Consider the following 16,798-nt stretch of genomic DNA (forward strand, 5'->3'; position numbering starts at 1 on the left):
GCGTCTGTCTCCGGTCAGGCGTGCTGCGGGTTTGCTTTATTGGGATCGATGTCGTACTTCTTGATGGCCTCTGCGACCTTGGCCTCGGGTACCGCGCCTTCGTCGGCCAGGGCGCGCAGCGCGGCCAGCACCACGAAGTGGCGATCGATCTCGAAGTGCTCGCGCAGCCTGTAGCGGAAATCAGAGCGCCCGAAGCCGTCGGTGCCCAGCACCGACAGGCGGCGCCCGGCAGGCACGAAGGGCCGGATCTGGTCGCCGAAGAGCTTGACGTAGTCGGTGGACACGATAATGGGACCGGCGGTTTCCTGCAGCTTTTGCGTAATGTAGGGCATGGGCGGCTTGGCATCGCCGGGGTTGAGCAGACGATGCCGCTCGCAATCGAGCCCGTTGCGGCGCAGCTCGGTAAAGCTGGTGACGCTCCACAGGTCGGACGACACGCCCCAGTCTTTTTCGAGCAGGTCTTGCGCGGCCTGCACTTCACGCAGAATGGTGCCCGAGCCCATCAGCTGTACATGCAGCTTGTTCTTGGCCTTGCCGGCCGAACGCAGCTTGTACATGCCGCGGATAATGCCTTCTTCGTCGCCTTTGCTGAGGCCGGGATGAGCGTAGTTCTCGTTCATCACCGTGATGTAGTAGAAGACGTTTTCCTGGTTCTGGATCATGCGCTCGAGGCCGTTCTGGATGATGACGGCAAGCTCGTGCGCGTATGTGGGGTCGTAGGACACGCAGTTGGGAATCAGCGCCGACATGATGTGGCTGTGGCCGTCTTCGTGCTGCAGGCCCTCGCCGTTGAGCGTGGTGCGGCCGGCCGTGCCGCCCAGCAGGAAACCCCGGGCCTGCATGTCGCCCGCGGCCCAGGCCAGGTCGCCCACCCGCTGGAATCCGAACATCGAGTAATAGATGTAGAACGGAATCATGATGCGGTTGTTGGTGGAATACGAGGTGGCCGCGGCGATCCAGGAACTGAATGCCCCCGCTTCATTGATGCCCTCTTGCAGCAGTTGGCCGTTGGTGGTTTCCTTGTAGTACATGACCTGGTCTTTATCGACCGGCACGTACTTCTGGCCTTCGGGCGCATAGATGCCGATCTGGCGGAACAGGCCTTCCATGCCGAAGGTACGGGATTCGTCAGCCAGAATGGGCACCACGCGCGGACCCAGTTCTTTGTCGCGCAGCACCTGGTTCAGGATGCGCACGAACGCTTGCGTGGTAGAAATTTCGCGCCCTTCGGCAGTGGGCTCGAGCACCGCCTTGAAGGCGTCGAGTTCGGGCGCCTTGAACTTCTCGTCGGACACGGGGCGCCGCACCGGCAGGTAGCCGCCCAGCGCCTTGCGCCGCTCGTGCAGGTACTTCATTTCGGGCGAGTCGTCGGCCGGCTTGAAGTAAGGCAACTGATCGAGCTTGTCGTCGGGAATGGGGATATTGAAACGGTCGCGGAATTCGCGCACCGAATCCATGTCGAGCTTTTTCTGCTGGTGGGTGGGGTTCTTGGCCTGGCCGACATGGCCCATGCCGTAGCCCTTGATGGTCTTGGCCAGAATGACGGTGGGCTGGCCCGTGTGGTTGGCGGCCTCATGGAAAGCCGCGTACACCTTGTGCGGGTCGTGGCCGCCGCGGTTCAGGCGCCAGACGGCCTCGTCGCTCATGCGGCTGACCATTTCGAGCAGCTTGGGATGCTTGCCGAAGAAGTGCTCGCGCACAAAGGCGCCGTCGTGCGCCTTGTAGGCCTGGTACTCGCCGTCGACGGATTCTTCCATGATCCGGCGCAGAATGCCTTCTTTGTCGCGCGCCAGAAGAGGATCCCAGTAGCCGCCCCAGATCAGCTTGATGACGTTCCAGCCGCTGCCGCGGAAATCGCCTTCGAGCTCTTGAATGATCTTGCCGTTGCCGCGCACCGGGCCGTCCAGCCGCTGCAGGTTGCAGTTGATGACGAAAATAAGGTTGTCGAGCTTTTCGCGCGAGGCCAGGCTGATGGCGCCCAGCGATTCGGGCTCGTCCATTTCGCCGTCGCCGCAGAACACCCAGACCTTGCGATTGCTGGTGTCGGCGATGCCGCGCGCATGCAGGTACTTGAGGAAGCGGGCCTGGTAGATGGCCATGATGGGCCCAAGGCCCATCGACACGGTGGGAAACTGCCAGAACTCGGGCATGAGCTTGGGGTGCGGATACGAAGACAGCCCCTTGCCGCCGACCTCTTGGCGGAAATGGTCGAGCTGTTCTTCGGTCAGGCGGCCCTCGAGGAAGGCGCGGCCATACATGCCCGGCGAGGTATGGCCCTGGAAATACACCAGGTCGCCGCCGTGGTCTTCGGTTTCGCCATGCCAGAAGTGGTTCTGGCCGCAGCCTATCATGGTGGCCAGCGAAGCAAAGGAGGCGATGTGCCCGCCCAGGTCGCCGCCGTCGGCCGGATGATGGCTGTTGGCCTTGACCACCATGGCCATGGCGTTCCAGCGGATGTACGAGCGGATGCGCTCTTCAAGCGCCAGGTTGCCGGGATGCGGCGCCTCAAGCCCGGGCGGGATGGTATTGACGTAGGCGGTATTGGCCGAGAACGGTATGCGGGCGCCCGAGCGGCGCGCCAGGTCTATCAGGCGCTCGAGCAGCAAGTGCGCCCGCTCCGGGCCTTCGTGTTCGAGTACGGCCTCGAGTGCCTCGAGCCACTCCTGGACTTCGGGATCATCGTTGGCGACCGTGGCCAACGCACCGGCTTGATCAAGAGAGGACATTGAATGTCTCCAGTGAGGTATTTTGGAAATCGCAGACCAACGGGATCAATCCGTTGTATCACGTCTTTGCCCGCGCCGCAGGCGAGCGGCGGCCAACTTGGCTGTATGCCGGCATTGCCCCATTCTAGGAAAGAGCCTGGGCAAGGGCAAGTAAAATTTCACTTTATGGCATTAGTTTTTATAATGTGAAAAATTGACGTTTTGCTGAATGGCACCAGGCGAATGCCTGGCACATGCAATTAATTGTTTAAAATACACGCACGATGGCGAGCCCTTCCCGAAAGTCCCTCATTCCAACCACCTTCTACGATCAGGCAAAAGGCACCCGCCGCGGCCTGTACTGGCTGACGCCCGTGCTGGTGCTGGTGCTGTACCTGTGCGTCATGGGCGCGTTCATCTGGCTGCAGCGCCTGCAAAGCGACAGCGTCATGTTCGTCACCATCGACCAGGAAACCCGCCAGCAGCGTCTCATCATGGTGGTGGTGGCGCTTTCCTGCCTCATTATCCTGAGCCTACTGGCCCTGTGGCGCTACACCCGCTTCCGCTCGCGGGCCGAGGCGGCCCTCATCGCCGAAACCGGCTTTCGGCGCGCGATGGAAAACTCCATGTCCACCGGCATGCGGGTCTTCGACATGCAAGGGCGCATCGCCTATGTCAATCCGGCCTTCTGCCGCATGATAGGCTGGAACGAGGCCGACCTCATCGGCCGCACCACGCCCTTCCCCTACTGGATTCCGGGCCGCCACGCCCAGCACCAGGAAACCCTCGACCTGCTGCTTTCGGGGCGCACGCCCAGCAGCGGGCTCGAGGTCGAGGCGCAGCGGCGCGACGGTTCGCGCTTTACCGCGCGCATGTATGTGTCGCCCTTGCGCGACCCCAACGGCGAACAGATCGGCTGGATGACCTCCATGACCGACATCACCGAGCCCAAGCGCATCCGCGAGGCCCTTACCGCCGCGCACGAGCGTTTCATGACCGTGCTCGAAGGCCTGGACGACGCCATCTCGGTGGTGGCCGACACGCCCGATGGCCTCGAGCTGCTGTTTGCCAACCGCACCTACCGGCGCTTCTTCGGCGCCCAGTCCAATGGGCACGCCGAACTGCTGGGCGGCCGCCTGGGCCGCTTCACCGACGAAACCGTCGAGGCCTTCTCCACCTCGGCCCAGCGCTGGTTCGAGGTGCACCATCGCATGCTGGCCTGGACCGACGGCCGGCGCGTGCGGCTGCAGGTGGCGCGCGACATCACCGAACGCCGCACCCATGAAGAAGCCTCGCGCGTGCAGCAGGAAAAAATCCAGCTGACCAGCCGCCTGACCACCATGGGCGAAATGGCTTCGTCCCTGGCCCACGAACTGAACCAGCCGCTTACGGCCATCAGCAACTACAGCATGGGCGCCGTGGCCATGCTCAAGGCGGGCAACCCCCGGCCCGAGCAACTGCTCGAAGCGCTTGAAAAAGCCGCCAGCCAGGCCGAGCGCGCGGGCAAGATCATCAGCCGCATCCGCGAGTTCGTCAAACGCAGCGAACCGCGCCGCCAGAAGGTACCCATCTCGCGCATTCTCGACAATGCCATCGCCTTCGCCGACATCGACGCCCGCAAGCGCCAGGTCGAGATAGACCGCGAAACCCCGCCCGGCGACCCGACGGTGCTGGCCGACCCCATTCTTATTGAACAGGTGCTGCTCAATCTGCTCAAGAACGGGGTCGAAGCCATGGAGCAAAGCGACTATCGCACGCTGCACGTCCGCGTCACCGAGCAGCTTCCGCTCATCGAGATCGCGGTCATCGACCGCGGCCATGGCCTGCGCGACCCCGAGCGCCTGTTCGAACCGTTTTACAGCACCAAGTCCGAAGGCCTGGGCATGGGGCTGAACATCTGTCGCACCATCATTGAATCCCATCATGGACGCCTCTGGGCGACCGCCAATCCGGAAGGTGGTACGATTTTTCGATTCACCCTGCCCTTCGCGGCGCCGGAAGCCCCCGATCAATCAGAGAATTCTCAGGAGTTGCACGCATGACTACATCCGAAGAACCGAACACTGTTTTTATCGTTGATGACGATGAAGCGGTGCGCGATTCCTTGCGCTGGCTGCTCGAAGCCAACGGCTACCGCGTCAAGAGCTTCGGCGGTGCGGAAGACTTTCTCGAAGCCTACGACCCCGACCAGATCGGCGTGCTGATCGTCGACGTGCGCATGCCCGGCATGAGCGGCCTCGAGCTCCAGGAAGAACTCATCGCGCGCAAGGCCCCCCTGCCCATCGTCTTCATCACCGGCCACGGCGACGTTCCCATGGCGGTGTCCACCATCAAGAAGGGCGCGGTCGACTTCCTCGAGAAACCCTTCAACGAAACCGATCTGCGCGCCATCGTCGCGCGCATGCTGCAGCAGGCCAACGAGCGCGCCTCGCAGGCCCAGGCCAAGAAGAACCAGCAAGCCGTGCTCAGCCGCCTTACTTCACGCGAGCAGCAGGTGCTCGAGCGCATCGTGGCCGGCCGGCTCAACAAGCAGATCGCGGGCGACCTGAACATCAGCATCAAGACGGTCGAGGCCCACCGCGCCAACATCATGGAAAAACTCGAGGTCACCACCGTGGCCGACCTGATGAAAATCGCCCTTACGCAGACCGAAGGACAGGCATGACCGCACGCATCATCGACGGCAAGGCGCTGTCCGATTCCATCAAGGCCGACGTCGCCCAGCGCGTCGAGGCCTTGCGCGGCCGCGGCATCGTTCCCGGCCTGGCGGTCGTTCTGGTGGGCGGCGACCCCGCGTCGCAGGTATACGTGCGCAACAAGGCTGCCGCCTGCGAGAAGGCCGGCCTGCATTCCCAGGTAATTCGCCTCGACGCCGACATCACGCAACAGCAATTGCTCGACGTCGTACAGCAGCTCAACCAAGACCCCGCCGTCCACGGCATATTGGTGCAGTTGCCCCTGCCCAAGCACCTCGACTCGGCCCAGGTCATCGAGGCCATCGCCGCCGACAAAGACGTCGACGGCTTTCACGTCAGCAACGCCGGCCTGCTCATGACGGGCCGCCCGCTGTTCCAGCCCTGCACGCCCTACGGCATCATGAAGATGCTTGAATCCGAGGGCGTCGACCTGTGGGGCGCCGAGGCCGTGGTGGTGGGCGCCAGCAACATCGTCGGCAAGCCCATGGCCATGCTCATGCTGGCCAAGGGGGCCACCGTCACCCTTTGCAACTCGAAAACCCGCGACCTGGGCGCCCAGACGCGCCGCGCCGACGTGCTGGTGGTGGCCACCGGCAAGCCCGACATGATCACCGGCGACATGATCAAGCCGGGTGCCGTGGTCATCGACGTCGGCATCAACCGCAAGGCCGACGGCAAGCTGACCGGCGACGTCGAGTTCGCCTCGGCCAGCAAGGTTGCCGGCGCCATCACCCCCGTTCCAGGCGGGGTGGGCCCCATGACCATCGCCATGCTGCTGGTCAACACCATCGAGGCGGCCGAACGCGCCGCCCAGGCCCAGGCCGCGCCCTCTGTTCTTTAAGGCACCATGACGCACAACCCGCTTTTAGTACCCATCGACGACCTGGTCGACTACGCCGCCGTCCAGCCCGTACACATCGAGCCTGCCATTACCGCCCTTATCGACAAGGCCCGCGCGGCGGTCGAACGCGCGGCCGATCCGGCCCTGCCTGCCACCTGGGAGGCCATTGTCGATCCGCTGGACAACGACACCGAGCCGCTGTGGCGCGCCTGGTCGGTGGCCGGCCACCTGAACGCGGTGGTCGACACGCCGGCACTTCGCGAAGCCTACAACCAGTGCCTGCCCAAGGTCACCGAATTTTCCACCTGGATCGGCCTGCACAAAGGCCTTTACGCCCAGTACCGAAGGCTGGGCCAAACCTCCGGCTTCGCAGGCTGGCCCGCCGTTCGGCGGCGCATCGTTGAACTTGCGCTGCGCGACTTCCGCCTTGGCGGCGTCGAACTCGAAGGCGAGGCGCGCGAAGAATATGCCCGCATCTCCGAGCAGCAGGCCCAGGCTTCGCAGCGTTTTTCCGAGAACGTGCTCGACGCCATGGACAAGTGGAGCCTGCACCTGGAAGACGGCGCACGCCTCGACGGCCTGCCCGAAGACGTGCGCATGGCGGCAGCCGCGCGCGCCCAGGAAGCCGGACTGCAAGGCTGGATGCTGAACCTGAAGATGCCCTGCTATCTGCCGGTGATGCAGTACGCACGTGACCGCGCCCTGCGCGAGACCTTGTATCGGGCCTATGGCACGCTGGCATCCGAACAGGGTGAGGCCGCCCTGGACAACTCTCCGCTCATCGAGCAGTTGCTCGCCTTGCGTGCCCGCGAGGCCAAGCTGCTGGGCTACGCCGATTTCGCCGCCCTGCGCCTGCAGACCCGCATGGCCCGCACGGCCGACGAAGTACTGGACTTCCTGCGCGGCCTGGCCACCAAGGCCCGGCCCCATGCCCAGCGCGACCTGGCCCAGCTGCGCGAATTCGCGCAGAAAGAATACGGCATGGCGCAGTTGCAGCCCTGGGACCTGCCCTTCTACGCCGAAAGGCTGCGTGAATCGCGCTACGACTACTCCGAAGACGAGGTCAAGCAGTATTTCACCGAACCGCGCGTGCTGCAGGGCCTCTTCCAGGTCGCCGAAACGCTTTTCGGCGTCAGCATGCGGCCCTGCGCGGTGCAGGCCTGGCACCCCGACGTCAAGGCGTTTGAAGTCGTATCGCCCGATGACGGCGTGGTGGGCCATTTGCTGGTCGACCTCTACGCCCGCCAGGGCAAGCAGGGCGGCGCCTGGGTCGACAGCGAACGCAACCGCCGCCGTGTCGGCGCCCACCTGCAGCGTCCCGTCGTCTACCTCACATGCAATTTCACCCCGCCCCAGAACGGCAAGCCCGCTCTGCTGACGCACGATGACGTCATCACCCTCTTCCACGAAAGCGGCCATGCCCTGCACGCCCTGCTGTCGCAGGTAGACGATCCGGGCGCCTCGGCCTTTGCCAGCGTCGAATGGGACGCCATCGAGCTGCCCTCGCAGTTCATGGAGAACTTCTGCTGGGAATGGCCGGTGGTCCAGTCGCTGTCCGCCCATGTGGAAAGCGGCCAGCCCCTGCCCCGCGCCCTGTACGACAAGCTGCTGGCCGCGCGCAACTTCCAGAGCGGCATGCAGATGGTGCGCCAGATCGAGTTTTCGTTGTTCGACATGGCCATCCACAACCAGGCCGCCGGGCTGTCCATCGCGCAGGTACTGCAAACGCTCGACGACATCCGGCGCGAAGTGGCTGTGGTCTTTCCCCCCGAATGGCACCGCTTCCCGCATAACTTCTCGCATCTCTTCGCGGGCGGCTACGGCGCGGGCTACTACAGCTACAAGTGGGCCGAAGTGCTGTCGGCCGACGCCTATGCAGCCTTTGAAGAAGCAGCACAGGCCGGCCCCGAGCGCAATACGCTCGACGCCGGCACCGGCAGGCGCTTTCGCGACGAGATCCTGGCGGTGGGGGGCGCGCGCCCCGCGGCGGAATCCTTCCGCGCCTTCCGCGGCCGCGACCCCTCGCTGGACGCCCTGCTGCGCCACAGCGGCATCACGACCGAGCCTGCTTAACCGGCCCGCACGCGACGGCAAGGCGATGGCGGAAGCCTTTTTTCGCGCGCGCGGCAGGTAGTTATTGAAGCCCTCGGCCTATAATCGACGCATAGATGGCAGCTTATCCATAGGTTTCACAGAATGTCCCGAGTCTCCCTCCCCGCGGCGTTCGCGCTTTGCGCCTGCGCCGCCGCACTTTCCCTCGCTCCCGCCCTGGCCTCGCCCGCCGCGTCGCTGAAGGCCGCCACGGCGATTCTGGCCAGTTCGTCGGTAACGGAAAGCGGCGCGGCCGATGCCCCGGCCGCCGGAAAGAACGAAGCCGCGGGGCTTGCATCCGATGCGTCCCAACCGAACGCCGATACCTTCATCCGCCGCATACGCGGCTTCCTGCCCGATCTGCGCTTCTCGCTCGAAGGCGCTCAGGGCAAAACGGTGACGCAGGATGCATTCGAAGGCAAGGTGGTGCTGCTGTTCTTCGGCTACGCCAGCTGCCCCGACATCTGCCCCACCACCATGGCCCAGCTTTCGCAGGTGGTGAACAATCTGGGCAAACAGGCCGATCAGGTACAGATCGTGTTCATCAGCGTCGACCCGCACCGCGATACGCCCGACGTGCTGCAGTCGTATGTCAGTGCATTCAACGACCACGCCATAGGGCTGACGGGCAATGAAAGACAGATCGCCGACGTGGCGCGCCGCTACCGGGTGGCCTATCAGATCGAGAAGCCTTCGGGCAGCGACCCCAAGAACTATGAAGTGACGCATGGACGCGGCATCTACATCTTCGACCAGAAGGGCCGTGCGCGCTTCCTGGCCTCTGACTCTGAATCGATCGACACGCTTACCGCCAGCGTGCGCGAGCTGCTGGGCTAGGGCCTGTCAACAGGCCCTAAACCTGCCTGGCCGCATCCCGCAGGGCCGTGCGGACCCCTTCCTCGATGACCGGATGATAAAACGGCATCTCGAGCATCTGCCCCACCGTCAGTTCTGCCTGCACCGCCCAGGCCAGCAGATGCCCGATGTGCTCGGCCGCGGGCCCCACCATCTCGGCGCCCAGGAACCGGCCGCTGTCCGCCTGCGCATACACCCGCAGCTTGCCCCGATTCCGAAGCTTGATGCGCGAACGCCCCTGGTTTTCGAAATCGACCTTGCCGATGACGGCCCCCTTGGGCAGATCACGGAAAAAGACGCCTGCGTGCGCAATTTGCGGATCGGTAAAGACGATGGACAGCGGCGCCCGCGGCTTGCGGGGCTGTACGTCTGGAAAGCGGGCCGCATTCGCGCCGGCGAGGCGGCCGTCATTGGCCGCTTCATGCTGCAGCGGTGTCACACCATTGACGTCACCTGCCAGGAAAATAGGCGTGCCTTCCACCTGCAGCGTTGCAACATCTAGCCGGGGCATGCCCTTGTCGTCCAGCTTCGCCGAAGTATTGCCCAGCTGCAAACCTTCGAGCTCGGGCAGCCTGCCCGCCGCCATCAGCACATAGTCGTAGCACGCCGTGGTTTCTTCGCCCTCTTTCGAGGCGAAGCGGACATGGACCTCGTCGCCCTTGCGCACCGCCTCGAGTACCTCGGTGTTGAGCCTAAGGTCGAATTCCGCCTGGAAAGCGCCCAGCGCGCTGGCCCTTACCACCGGGTCGGTAATGCCGCCCAGGCCGCCGCTGCGCCCCAGAACATGGACCTGCACACCCAGCCGCGCCAGCGCCTGCCCCAGTTCGAGCCCGATGGGCCCCGTGCCCACTACCAGCACCCTGCGCGGCAGGTCGTCCCACGAAAATACATCGTCGTTCACCACCAGGCGGTCGCCCAGCGACTTGTACATACTGGGCACGAATGGCGCCGAACCCGTGGCGACCACCGTGCTGGCCGCCCTGACCCGCAGATTGTCGCCGACCTGAAGTTGGGTGTCCGACAGGAAATGCGCATGGCCGCGCAGCTTGTCTTCGGCGGGCATGGCATTGATCTTTTCCAGCACGAAACCGACGAAGCGGTCGCGCTCGCGCTTGAGCCTGTCCATAACCTGGCGCCCATCGATGCCGACCTTTCCGTCGATACGCACGCCGAAAGGCGCCGAATGCTGTACGGCGTGGGCCGCATCGGCGGCGGCGATCAGCAATTTGGAAGGCATGCAGCCCACTCGCGCGCACATGGTGCCGTAGGGGCCGCCTTCAATAAGAATGGCCCTGCGGCCGGCGGACTTGACGGCGCGGTAGGCGGTCATGCCTGCCGTGCCCGCGCCGACGATGGCTACATCGGTTTCCAGGGTGTTCATGAGGGCTCCTTGGCGAAAATACCGGACCCGGTCGCTCGTTCTGCTTACTTACCGGTCCATTCGGTGACGAAGTCGCGATAATCCGGACGCTCTGGAGCCTCGGAGGGAGCAATAGGCGTGCCAATGGCCAGATAGCCCATGAACCGATACTCGAGCGCATCGTAGCCCAGCGCCTCGGTCACTTCTTCGACATAGGTGCCCAGGCCGGTGCTCCAGTAGGCCCCATAGCCCAGCATGTGGGCCGCATTGAGCATATTGGTGACGGCTGCGCCGGTGGCCAGCATGCGCTCGTCTTCGGGAATCTTGGTGTTGCTCGTGTCCATGCGGCAAGCCAGGGCCACCAGCAAGGGCACCTTCTGCAGCCAATCACGGGTCGAGGCTTCTTTCTGGGTTGTAAGCGGCAGGCCGGCGCGCTTGATGGAGCCGATGGCCAGCTCGCCCAGCTGCTGCACCGCCTGGCCGCGTATCAATGTAAAGCGCCAGGGGCGCAAGCGGCCGTGGTCGGGCGCCGACATGGCCGCCCTGAGGATCTGGGCAAGGTGCTCGTCGCTGGGTCCGGGTGCCTGGACATGCTTGACCGAACGGCGGTTGAACAGATAGTCGATGGGCGCAACAGACATCACCATTCCTTATAAAACCGTCCTGGCGACCAGTCGCCCCCGGACATATGAAAGAACCGCAGCCCTGCAGGCCGGGATTTCCGGCCGCGAAGAAGCCCTGCCCCAAGGGGAAGCGCTTTTACCCGGCCGGGACAGGCATTTGACGGGTCTTGGTCAGGCTGGAGCCGCCGCGGCGACCATCAGGGCCTTCATGTCGCGCACGGCTTTTTCGAGGCCGTCAAATACGGCACGAGCAATTATGGCATGACCGATGTTCAGTTCTGCAATTCCGGGCAGCGCGGCGATGGCCGCGACGTTCTCATAATGCAGCCCATGACCGGCATTGACCCGCAGGCCGTGGCGTATGCCCTCTACCACGCCGGTACGCACGCGCTCGAGTTCCGCCTGTGCATCGGGCCCGGCCGCATCAGCGTAGGCGCCGGTGTGCAGCTCGATGACGGTGGCGCCGCTGCGGCTGGCCGCCTCGATCTGGCGGGCATCCGGATCGATGAACAGCGAAACGCGGATGCCCGCGTCGTGCAGCCGGTTCACCGCATCGCGCACGCTGTCGAAGCGGCCCGCGACGTCGAGCCCGCCTTCGGTGGTGAGCTCTTCGCGCTTTTCGGGTACCAGGCAGACATCTTGCGGCCTGGCCTTGCACGCCAGTTCGAGCATTTCGGCCGTGACGGCGCACTCAAGGTTCATGCGGGTGCGCAGCTTGGCGCGTATGGCGGCGACGTCGGCGTCCTGGATGTGGCGCCGGTCTTCGCGCAGATGCAAAGTGATAAGGTCGGCCCCCGCCTCTTCGGCGAGCACGGCGGCGCGCACCGGATCGGGATAGGCGGTAAGGCGCTGCTGGCGCAGTGTCGCCACATGATCGATGTTGACGCCCAGCTCTATCATTGCGCCGCCTCCGACGCCCCCACGGTGGGTGTGGCCGCGACGTCGGCCGCCACGCCGGTGCGCTCGATCCAGCCCCCGCCCAATGCTTTGTAGAGCTCGACGCGGTTCAGCAAGGAGCTGAGCCCCGTCTGCAGGAACTGCCGCTGGGCCGTATACAGGTTGATCTCGGCCGTCTGCACCTGCAGGAAGCTGTCGATGCCCTCTTCGTAGCGCAGCTTCGCAATATTGAGGGAGGCCGCGGTGGAATCTTCGAGCGAACGCAGTGCGTCGAGCTGGCCGGCGAAGGTGGCTTCGCCCGCCAATGTGTCGGCCACTTCGCGGAACGCCACCTGTATCGTCTTTTCGTACTGGGCCACCGCTATGTTCTTGCGCGCCTCGGCCAGGTCGAGATTGCCGCTGACCCCGCCCGAAAAAAGCGGAATGGTCAGTTGGGGCGAGTAAGTCCAGTAGCGGTTGCCCGAACTGAACAGCCCGCCCAGCTGCGGGCTGGCGAAGCCCAGCAGGCCGGTGATGGAGATGTTGGGGAAGAAAGCGGCCCGAGCGGCGCCTATGTTGGCGTTGGCGCCCATGAGCGCGTGCTCGGCGCCGATGATGTCGGGCCTGCGGGCAAGCAGGTCGGACGGCAGCCCCACCGGTATGGACGCCAGCAGCTGGTCTTTGCCGAACACCTCTGCCTTGGGCAGGTCGGCGGGCGGCTGCTGCCCAAGCAAAAGCAGCATGGCGTTCTGCGCCTGGGCCTCGAGGCGGGTCAGCTCGGCGATGTCGGCGCGTATGCTGTCGAGCTGCCCTTGCGCCTGGTTGAGGTCGAGCGCACCGGCCACCCCGGCATCGAAACGCCGTTTGACGATGTCGTAGGAACCCTGGCGCGAAGCCAGCGTTTTCTGGGCGAGATCGAGCTGCTGCTCGGCCGCGCGCAGGGTGAAATAAGACTCGGCCACCTGGGCCACCAGGGTGATGTGCACCGTACGGCGGGCTTCTTCGGTAGAAAGGTATTGCTGATAGGCAGCCTCGGTGAGATTGCGGATGCGGCCGAAGAAATCGAGCTCGAAAGCGGTTATGCCTAGGCCCGCCTGGTAGGTTCGGCTGACGCTGGGCGCGTCGGCGCCCATGCGCAGCTCTTCGGGGGTGCGTGTGACAGTGGCCTGCCCGCCCACGCCAAAGGTAGGAAAGCGCTCGCTTTGCTGGATGCCGTACTGGGCCCTGGCTTCTTGCACGCGCTCGACGGCGATGCGCATGTCGCGGTTGTTCTGCAGTGCGATCTCGATCAGCGCCTGCAATTGCGGATCACGGAAGAACTCGCGCCAGCCCAGGTCGGCCGATGCGGCCACGGCCTGCTGCCCCGGCTGGGCGGCCTGGCCGTACGAGGGGTACTGCGCCGGAACCGGCGCCTCAGGGCGCTCGTACTTGGGCGCCAGCGAGCACCCGGCCAGCATCAGCGCGGTCAGCGTCGGTAAAGCGGTAATACGGAAAACGCGTCGACTCATGCTTGATCCCCGTTCTTGGAACCGGGCTCCGATTGGTTGTCATCAATGTTGTGATGCACGGACGTCAGGGGCGCCATGTGCGCATTGGTAAGCTTGGGCTTGGTCTTGAAGAAGCGCAGCACGACCACGAAGAAAGTCGGCACGAAGATCATGGCCAGCGGCGTTGCGGCAAGCATGCCGCCCAATACACCCAGGCCCACCGCGTTCTGGCTGGCCGAGCCCGCTCCCGTGGCAATCGCCAGCGGAATCACACCCATGATGAAGGCGAAGGACGTCATCAGAATGGGCCGGAAGCGCAGGCGCGCGGCCTCGACCGTGGAATCGATGATGTTGCCCCCCATGGCATAGCTGTCCTTGGCGAACTCGACGATGAGAATGGCGTTTTTGGCCGCCAGTCCGATCACCGTCACCATGCCCACCTGGAAGTACACGTCGTTGGGCATGCCCAGGGCCGATATCAGCCCCACGGCGCCCAGCATGCCCAGCGGCACCATCAGCATGACCGAAAGCGGAATAGCCCAGCTTTCATACAGTGCCGCCAGCACCATGAACACCACCAGCATGGCCAGGGAAAGCAGAATCACCGATTGCGCGCCGGCCTGCTTCTCTTGATACGAAAGCCCGGTCCATTCGTAGCCGAAGCCGTTGGGCAGCTGGGCGACCATGGCTTCCATTTCGGCCATGGCTTCGCCGGTGGAGTAGCCTGGCGCGGCCGATCCGCCGATGCGTATGGATTCATAGCTGTTGTAGCGCACGACCTGGACGGGGCCCTGCGTCCATGACGCCGTTACGAACGAAGACAGAGGCACGGCTTCGCCGTTGGCGTTGCGCGCCGAAAGCTTCATGAGGTCGTCCGGCGACATGCGATGCTGCTGGTCGGCCTGGACCCAGACGTTCTGCATCCATCCCATGTTGGGGAACTTGCCCACGTAGGATGAACCGATGGCCGTGCCGATAAGCGCGGATGCCTCGGAGAAGTCGACGCCCAGGGCCGCCGCCTTCTGGCGATCGATGGTGACGCTAAGCTGCGGGCCCGGTCCGAGGCCGGTGATCCGGGTGTCTGCAAGCTTGGGGTTCTGCATGGCCATCTGCAGCAGCTGCTGCGTTGCGGCCTGCAAGGCGTCGTGGCCCAGCCCGCCCCGGTCTTGCAGGCGCAGGTCGAAGCCGGCCGCATTGCCCAGCGACGAAATGGCCGGCGGCACAATGGCGAACACCATCGAGTCGGGCAGCCCGAACAGCAGGTTCTGATTGGCCCGGTCGGCAACCGCCTGGGCCGAGTTCTCGGGGCCCTTGCGCTCGGAAAAGTCTTTGAACGGTACGAAGGCGATGGCCGCGTTCAGGCCGCTGCCGTTGAAGCTGAAGCCCTGCACCGAGATGATGTTCTGGGTCTGGGGCTGCTTGAAGAAGTACTCTTCGACCTTGCGTATGGTTTCTTGCGTACGGTTGGCCGTAGAGCCAGCGGGCAGCTCGATGTTGACAATGGCATAGCCCTGGTCTTCCTGAGGCAGGAAGGAGGTGGGCATACGGAAGTACAGGAAGCCCATCGCCACCGCCAGCAGCACGTAGATAAACATGATGCGGCCGGTGCGCCTGAGGCTTTTTCCGACCCAGCCCTCGTAGCGCCGGGTTACCCGGTCGAACTTCCGGTTGAACCAGCCGAAGAAGCCGCGTTTTTCTTCATGGTGTCCCTTGGGTATGGGCTTGAGTATGGTGGAGCACAGCGCCGGCGTGAAGGTAAGCGCCAGAAAGCCCGAGAACAGGATGGATACCGCCATTGCCACCGAGAACTGCCGATAAATGACCCCCACCGAGCCCGACATGAAGGCCAGGGGGAAGAACACCGTGGCCAGCACCAGCGTCATGCCCACCACCGCGCCGCTGATCTGCGGCATGGCCTTCTTGGTGGCTTCTTTGGGCGACAGGCCGTCTTCGACCATGATGCGTTCCACGTTCTCGACCACCACGATGGCGTCGTCCACCAATATGCCGATGGCCAGCACCATGGCGAACATGGTCAGCACGTTGATGGAGAACCCCAGGGCCAGCATTACGCTGAACGCGCCCAGGATGGCAATGGGCACCACCAGCGCGGGGATCAAGGTATAGCGCACGTTCTGCAGGAAGATGAACATCACGATGAACACCAGCACCATGGCTTCCACCAGGGTATGCAGCACCTGCTCGATCGAGATTTCCACGTAGGGGGTGGTGTCGTAGGGGATCGAATACGTGACGTTCTCGGGGAAGAACTGCGACAGTTCTTCCATCTTGGCCTTGATGCCCTCGGCCGTGGTCAGCGCGTTGGCGCTGGGGGTAAGCGAGATGGCGAAGGCCGCCGTGGGCTGGCCATTGAGCCAGGCGCCGAACTGGTATGAATCGGAGCCGACCTCTACACGCGCGACGTCCTTGATGCGCACCGCTGAACCATCGACGTTGGAACGCAGGACGATGTTTTCGAATTCTTCGACGGTGGACAGCTCGCCGTTCAGCAGAATGGGAGCCGAAACGCGCTGGTCTTCCGGATTGGGCGGCGACCCAAGGATGCCGGCCGAAATCAGCGCGTTCTGATTGGCGATCGCCGCATTGACCTGGGCCATGCTCAGGTTGAAGCCCGTGAGCTTGTCGGGGTCTACCCACACGCGCATGGCGCGGGGTGCCGCGAACAGCTGGAACTTACCCACCCCGGGCACCCGCGCAATCGTGTTTTGCACATTGCGCGTAATGTAGTCGGCCAGGGCGGTCTGGTCCATGGTGCCGTCTGTCGACGACATGCTGACCACCATCAGGAAGTTCGGGTTGGATTGTTCGACCTTCAGGCCCTGCTGCATTACCGCGGCCGGAAGACTGGCACTGATGTTGGAAATCCGGTTCTGCACGTCGACCTGTGCCATGTCGGGATCGGTGCCCGGTGCAAAGGTGGCCGTGATTTCGGCGCGGCCGTATGAGTCGCTGATCGACTCGTAGTACAGCAGGCCCTTGGCTCCGTTGAGCTCGTTCTCGATAAGGCTGGAAACCGACTGGGCCACGTCTTTGGCCGAGGCGCCGGGATAGGTCGCATTGATGGTGATCGAAGGCGGGGCGACTTCGGGATACTGCGATACCGGCATATTGGGTATGGCCAGCAGGCCCGCCAGGGTGATGGCCAGCGCCACCACCCAGGCGAAAATCGGTCTTTCAATGAAAAACTGTGGCATGTGTGCTCACTATAAAAGCATGGATGTCGCGAGCCGGCTGCGGCCCGCA

11 protein-coding genes are annotated in these 16,798 nt (G+C 64.0%); 5 read left to right on the plus strand and 6 right to left on the minus strand.

Annotated features, from left to right (window positions below; all coding sequences use genetic code 11):
- Window positions 1–14: 14 nt before the first annotated feature.
- Window positions 15–2,726 carry a pyruvate dehydrogenase (acetyl-transferring), homodimeric type gene (aceE, locus tag C7440_RS13990; RefSeq protein WP_116518998.1) on the minus strand — a complete coding sequence of 904 codons (2,712 nt, stop codon included), beginning with the start codon at window positions 2,724–2,726 and terminating at the stop codon, window positions 15–17.
- 263 nt (window positions 2,727–2,989) lie between these two features.
- Here aceE and C7440_RS13995 point away from each other — a divergent pair, with 263 nt between their 5' ends.
- The 5 genes from C7440_RS13995 (at window position 2,990) to C7440_RS14015 (ending at window position 9,170) form a co-directional block, all read left to right on the plus strand.
- Window positions 2,990–4,747: a PAS domain-containing sensor histidine kinase gene (locus C7440_RS13995; RefSeq protein WP_017523380.1), complete on the plus strand. Its 1,758-nt coding sequence runs from the start codon at window positions 2,990–2,992 to the stop codon at window positions 4,745–4,747.
- Window positions 4,744–5,370, plus strand: a complete 627-nt coding sequence (locus tag C7440_RS14000) for a response regulator transcription factor (RefSeq protein ID WP_017523379.1) — start codon at window positions 4,744–4,746, stop codon at window positions 5,368–5,370. The genes C7440_RS13995 and C7440_RS14000 overlap by 4 nt, the downstream gene beginning before the upstream one ends.
- Window positions 5,367–6,242 (plus strand): bifunctional methylenetetrahydrofolate dehydrogenase/methenyltetrahydrofolate cyclohydrolase FolD, encoded by an 876-nt coding sequence (folD, locus tag C7440_RS14005; protein WP_116518999.1) that lies wholly within the window; start codon window positions 5,367–5,369, stop codon window positions 6,240–6,242. Before C7440_RS14000 ends, folD begins: the two co-directional genes overlap by 4 nt.
- A gap of 6 nt (window positions 6,243–6,248) precedes the next feature.
- Window positions 6,249–8,315, plus strand: coding sequence for a M3 family metallopeptidase (locus tag C7440_RS14010; protein ID WP_116519000.1), 2,067 nt, complete (start codon window positions 6,249–6,251; stop codon window positions 8,313–8,315).
- 123 nt (window positions 8,316–8,438) lie between these two features.
- Window positions 8,439–9,170 carry an SCO family protein gene (locus tag C7440_RS14015; RefSeq protein ID WP_017523376.1) on the plus strand — a complete coding sequence of 244 codons (732 nt, stop codon included), beginning with the start codon at window positions 8,439–8,441 and terminating at the stop codon, window positions 9,168–9,170.
- A gap of 16 nt (window positions 9,171–9,186) precedes the next feature.
- Here the strand turns inward: C7440_RS14015 and C7440_RS14020 are convergent, their stop codons facing one another.
- The 5 genes from C7440_RS14020 to C7440_RS14040 form a co-directional block, all read right to left on the minus strand.
- A complete protein-coding gene (locus C7440_RS14020) occupies window positions 9,187–10,569 on the minus strand; it encodes a dihydrolipoyl dehydrogenase (protein WP_017523375.1) in 1,383 nt (460 codons plus the stop codon).
- A gap of 44 nt (window positions 10,570–10,613) precedes the next feature.
- The gene (locus C7440_RS14025) at window positions 10,614–11,189 is read right to left on the minus strand and encodes a nitroreductase family protein (RefSeq protein ID WP_017523374.1); all 576 of its coding nucleotides are present in this window, start codon (window positions 11,187–11,189) and stop codon (window positions 10,614–10,616) included.
- Window positions 11,190–11,342: 153 nt separating this feature from the next.
- Window positions 11,343–12,071: a pyridoxine 5'-phosphate synthase gene (pdxJ, locus tag C7440_RS14030; protein ID WP_017523373.1), complete on the minus strand. Its 729-nt coding sequence runs from the start codon at window positions 12,069–12,071 to the stop codon at window positions 11,343–11,345.
- Complete coding sequence (locus C7440_RS14035; protein ID WP_051019215.1) at window positions 12,068–13,555, minus strand: efflux transporter outer membrane subunit; 1,488 nt, start codon at window positions 13,553–13,555, stop codon at window positions 12,068–12,070. Before C7440_RS14035 ends, pdxJ begins: the two co-directional genes overlap by 4 nt.
- Window positions 13,552–16,749 carry an efflux RND transporter permease subunit gene (locus C7440_RS14040; RefSeq protein ID WP_017523371.1) on the minus strand — a complete coding sequence of 1,066 codons (3,198 nt, stop codon included), beginning with the start codon at window positions 16,747–16,749 and terminating at the stop codon, window positions 13,552–13,554. Before C7440_RS14040 ends, C7440_RS14035 begins: the two co-directional genes overlap by 4 nt.
- Between the last annotated feature and the right edge of the window lie 49 nt (window positions 16,750–16,798).

Source organism: Pusillimonas noertemannii, from assembly GCF_003096595.1.
GTDB classification, from domain to species: Bacteria; Pseudomonadota; Gammaproteobacteria; order Burkholderiales; family Burkholderiaceae_B; genus Pusillimonas; species Pusillimonas noertemannii.

Excerpts from the sequence above, each read along its gene's own strand:
- pdxJ (WP_017523373.1), bottom strand. The coding sequence starts at position 12,071 with ATGATAGAGCTGGGCGTCAACATCGATCATGTGGCGACACTGCGCCAG.
- C7440_RS14035 (WP_051019215.1), bottom strand. The coding sequence starts at position 13,555 with ATGAGTCGACGCGTTTTCCGTATTACCGCTTTACCGACGCTGACCGCG.
- folD (WP_116518999.1), top strand. The coding sequence starts at position 5,367 with ATGACCGCACGCATCATCGACGGCAAGGCGCTGTCCGATTCCATCAAG.
- C7440_RS14040 (WP_017523371.1), bottom strand. The coding sequence starts at position 16,749 with ATGCCACAGTTTTTCATTGAAAGACCGATTTTCGCCTGGGTGGTGGCG.
- aceE (WP_116518998.1), bottom strand. The coding sequence starts at position 2,726 with ATGTCCTCTCTTGATCAAGCCGGTGCGTTGGCCACGGTCGCCAACGAT.
- C7440_RS14025 (WP_017523374.1), bottom strand. The coding sequence starts at position 11,189 with ATGTCTGTTGCGCCCATCGACTATCTGTTCAACCGCCGTTCGGTCAAG.
- C7440_RS14020 (WP_017523375.1), bottom strand. The coding sequence starts at position 10,569 with ATGAACACCCTGGAAACCGATGTAGCCATCGTCGGCGCGGGCACGGCA.
- C7440_RS14015 (WP_017523376.1), top strand. The coding sequence starts at position 8,439 with ATGTCCCGAGTCTCCCTCCCCGCGGCGTTCGCGCTTTGCGCCTGCGCC.
- C7440_RS14010 (WP_116519000.1), top strand. The coding sequence starts at position 6,249 with ATGACGCACAACCCGCTTTTAGTACCCATCGACGACCTGGTCGACTAC.
- C7440_RS13995 (WP_017523380.1), top strand. The coding sequence starts at position 2,990 with ATGGCGAGCCCTTCCCGAAAGTCCCTCATTCCAACCACCTTCTACGAT.
- C7440_RS14000 (WP_017523379.1), top strand. The coding sequence starts at position 4,744 with ATGACTACATCCGAAGAACCGAACACTGTTTTTATCGTTGATGACGAT.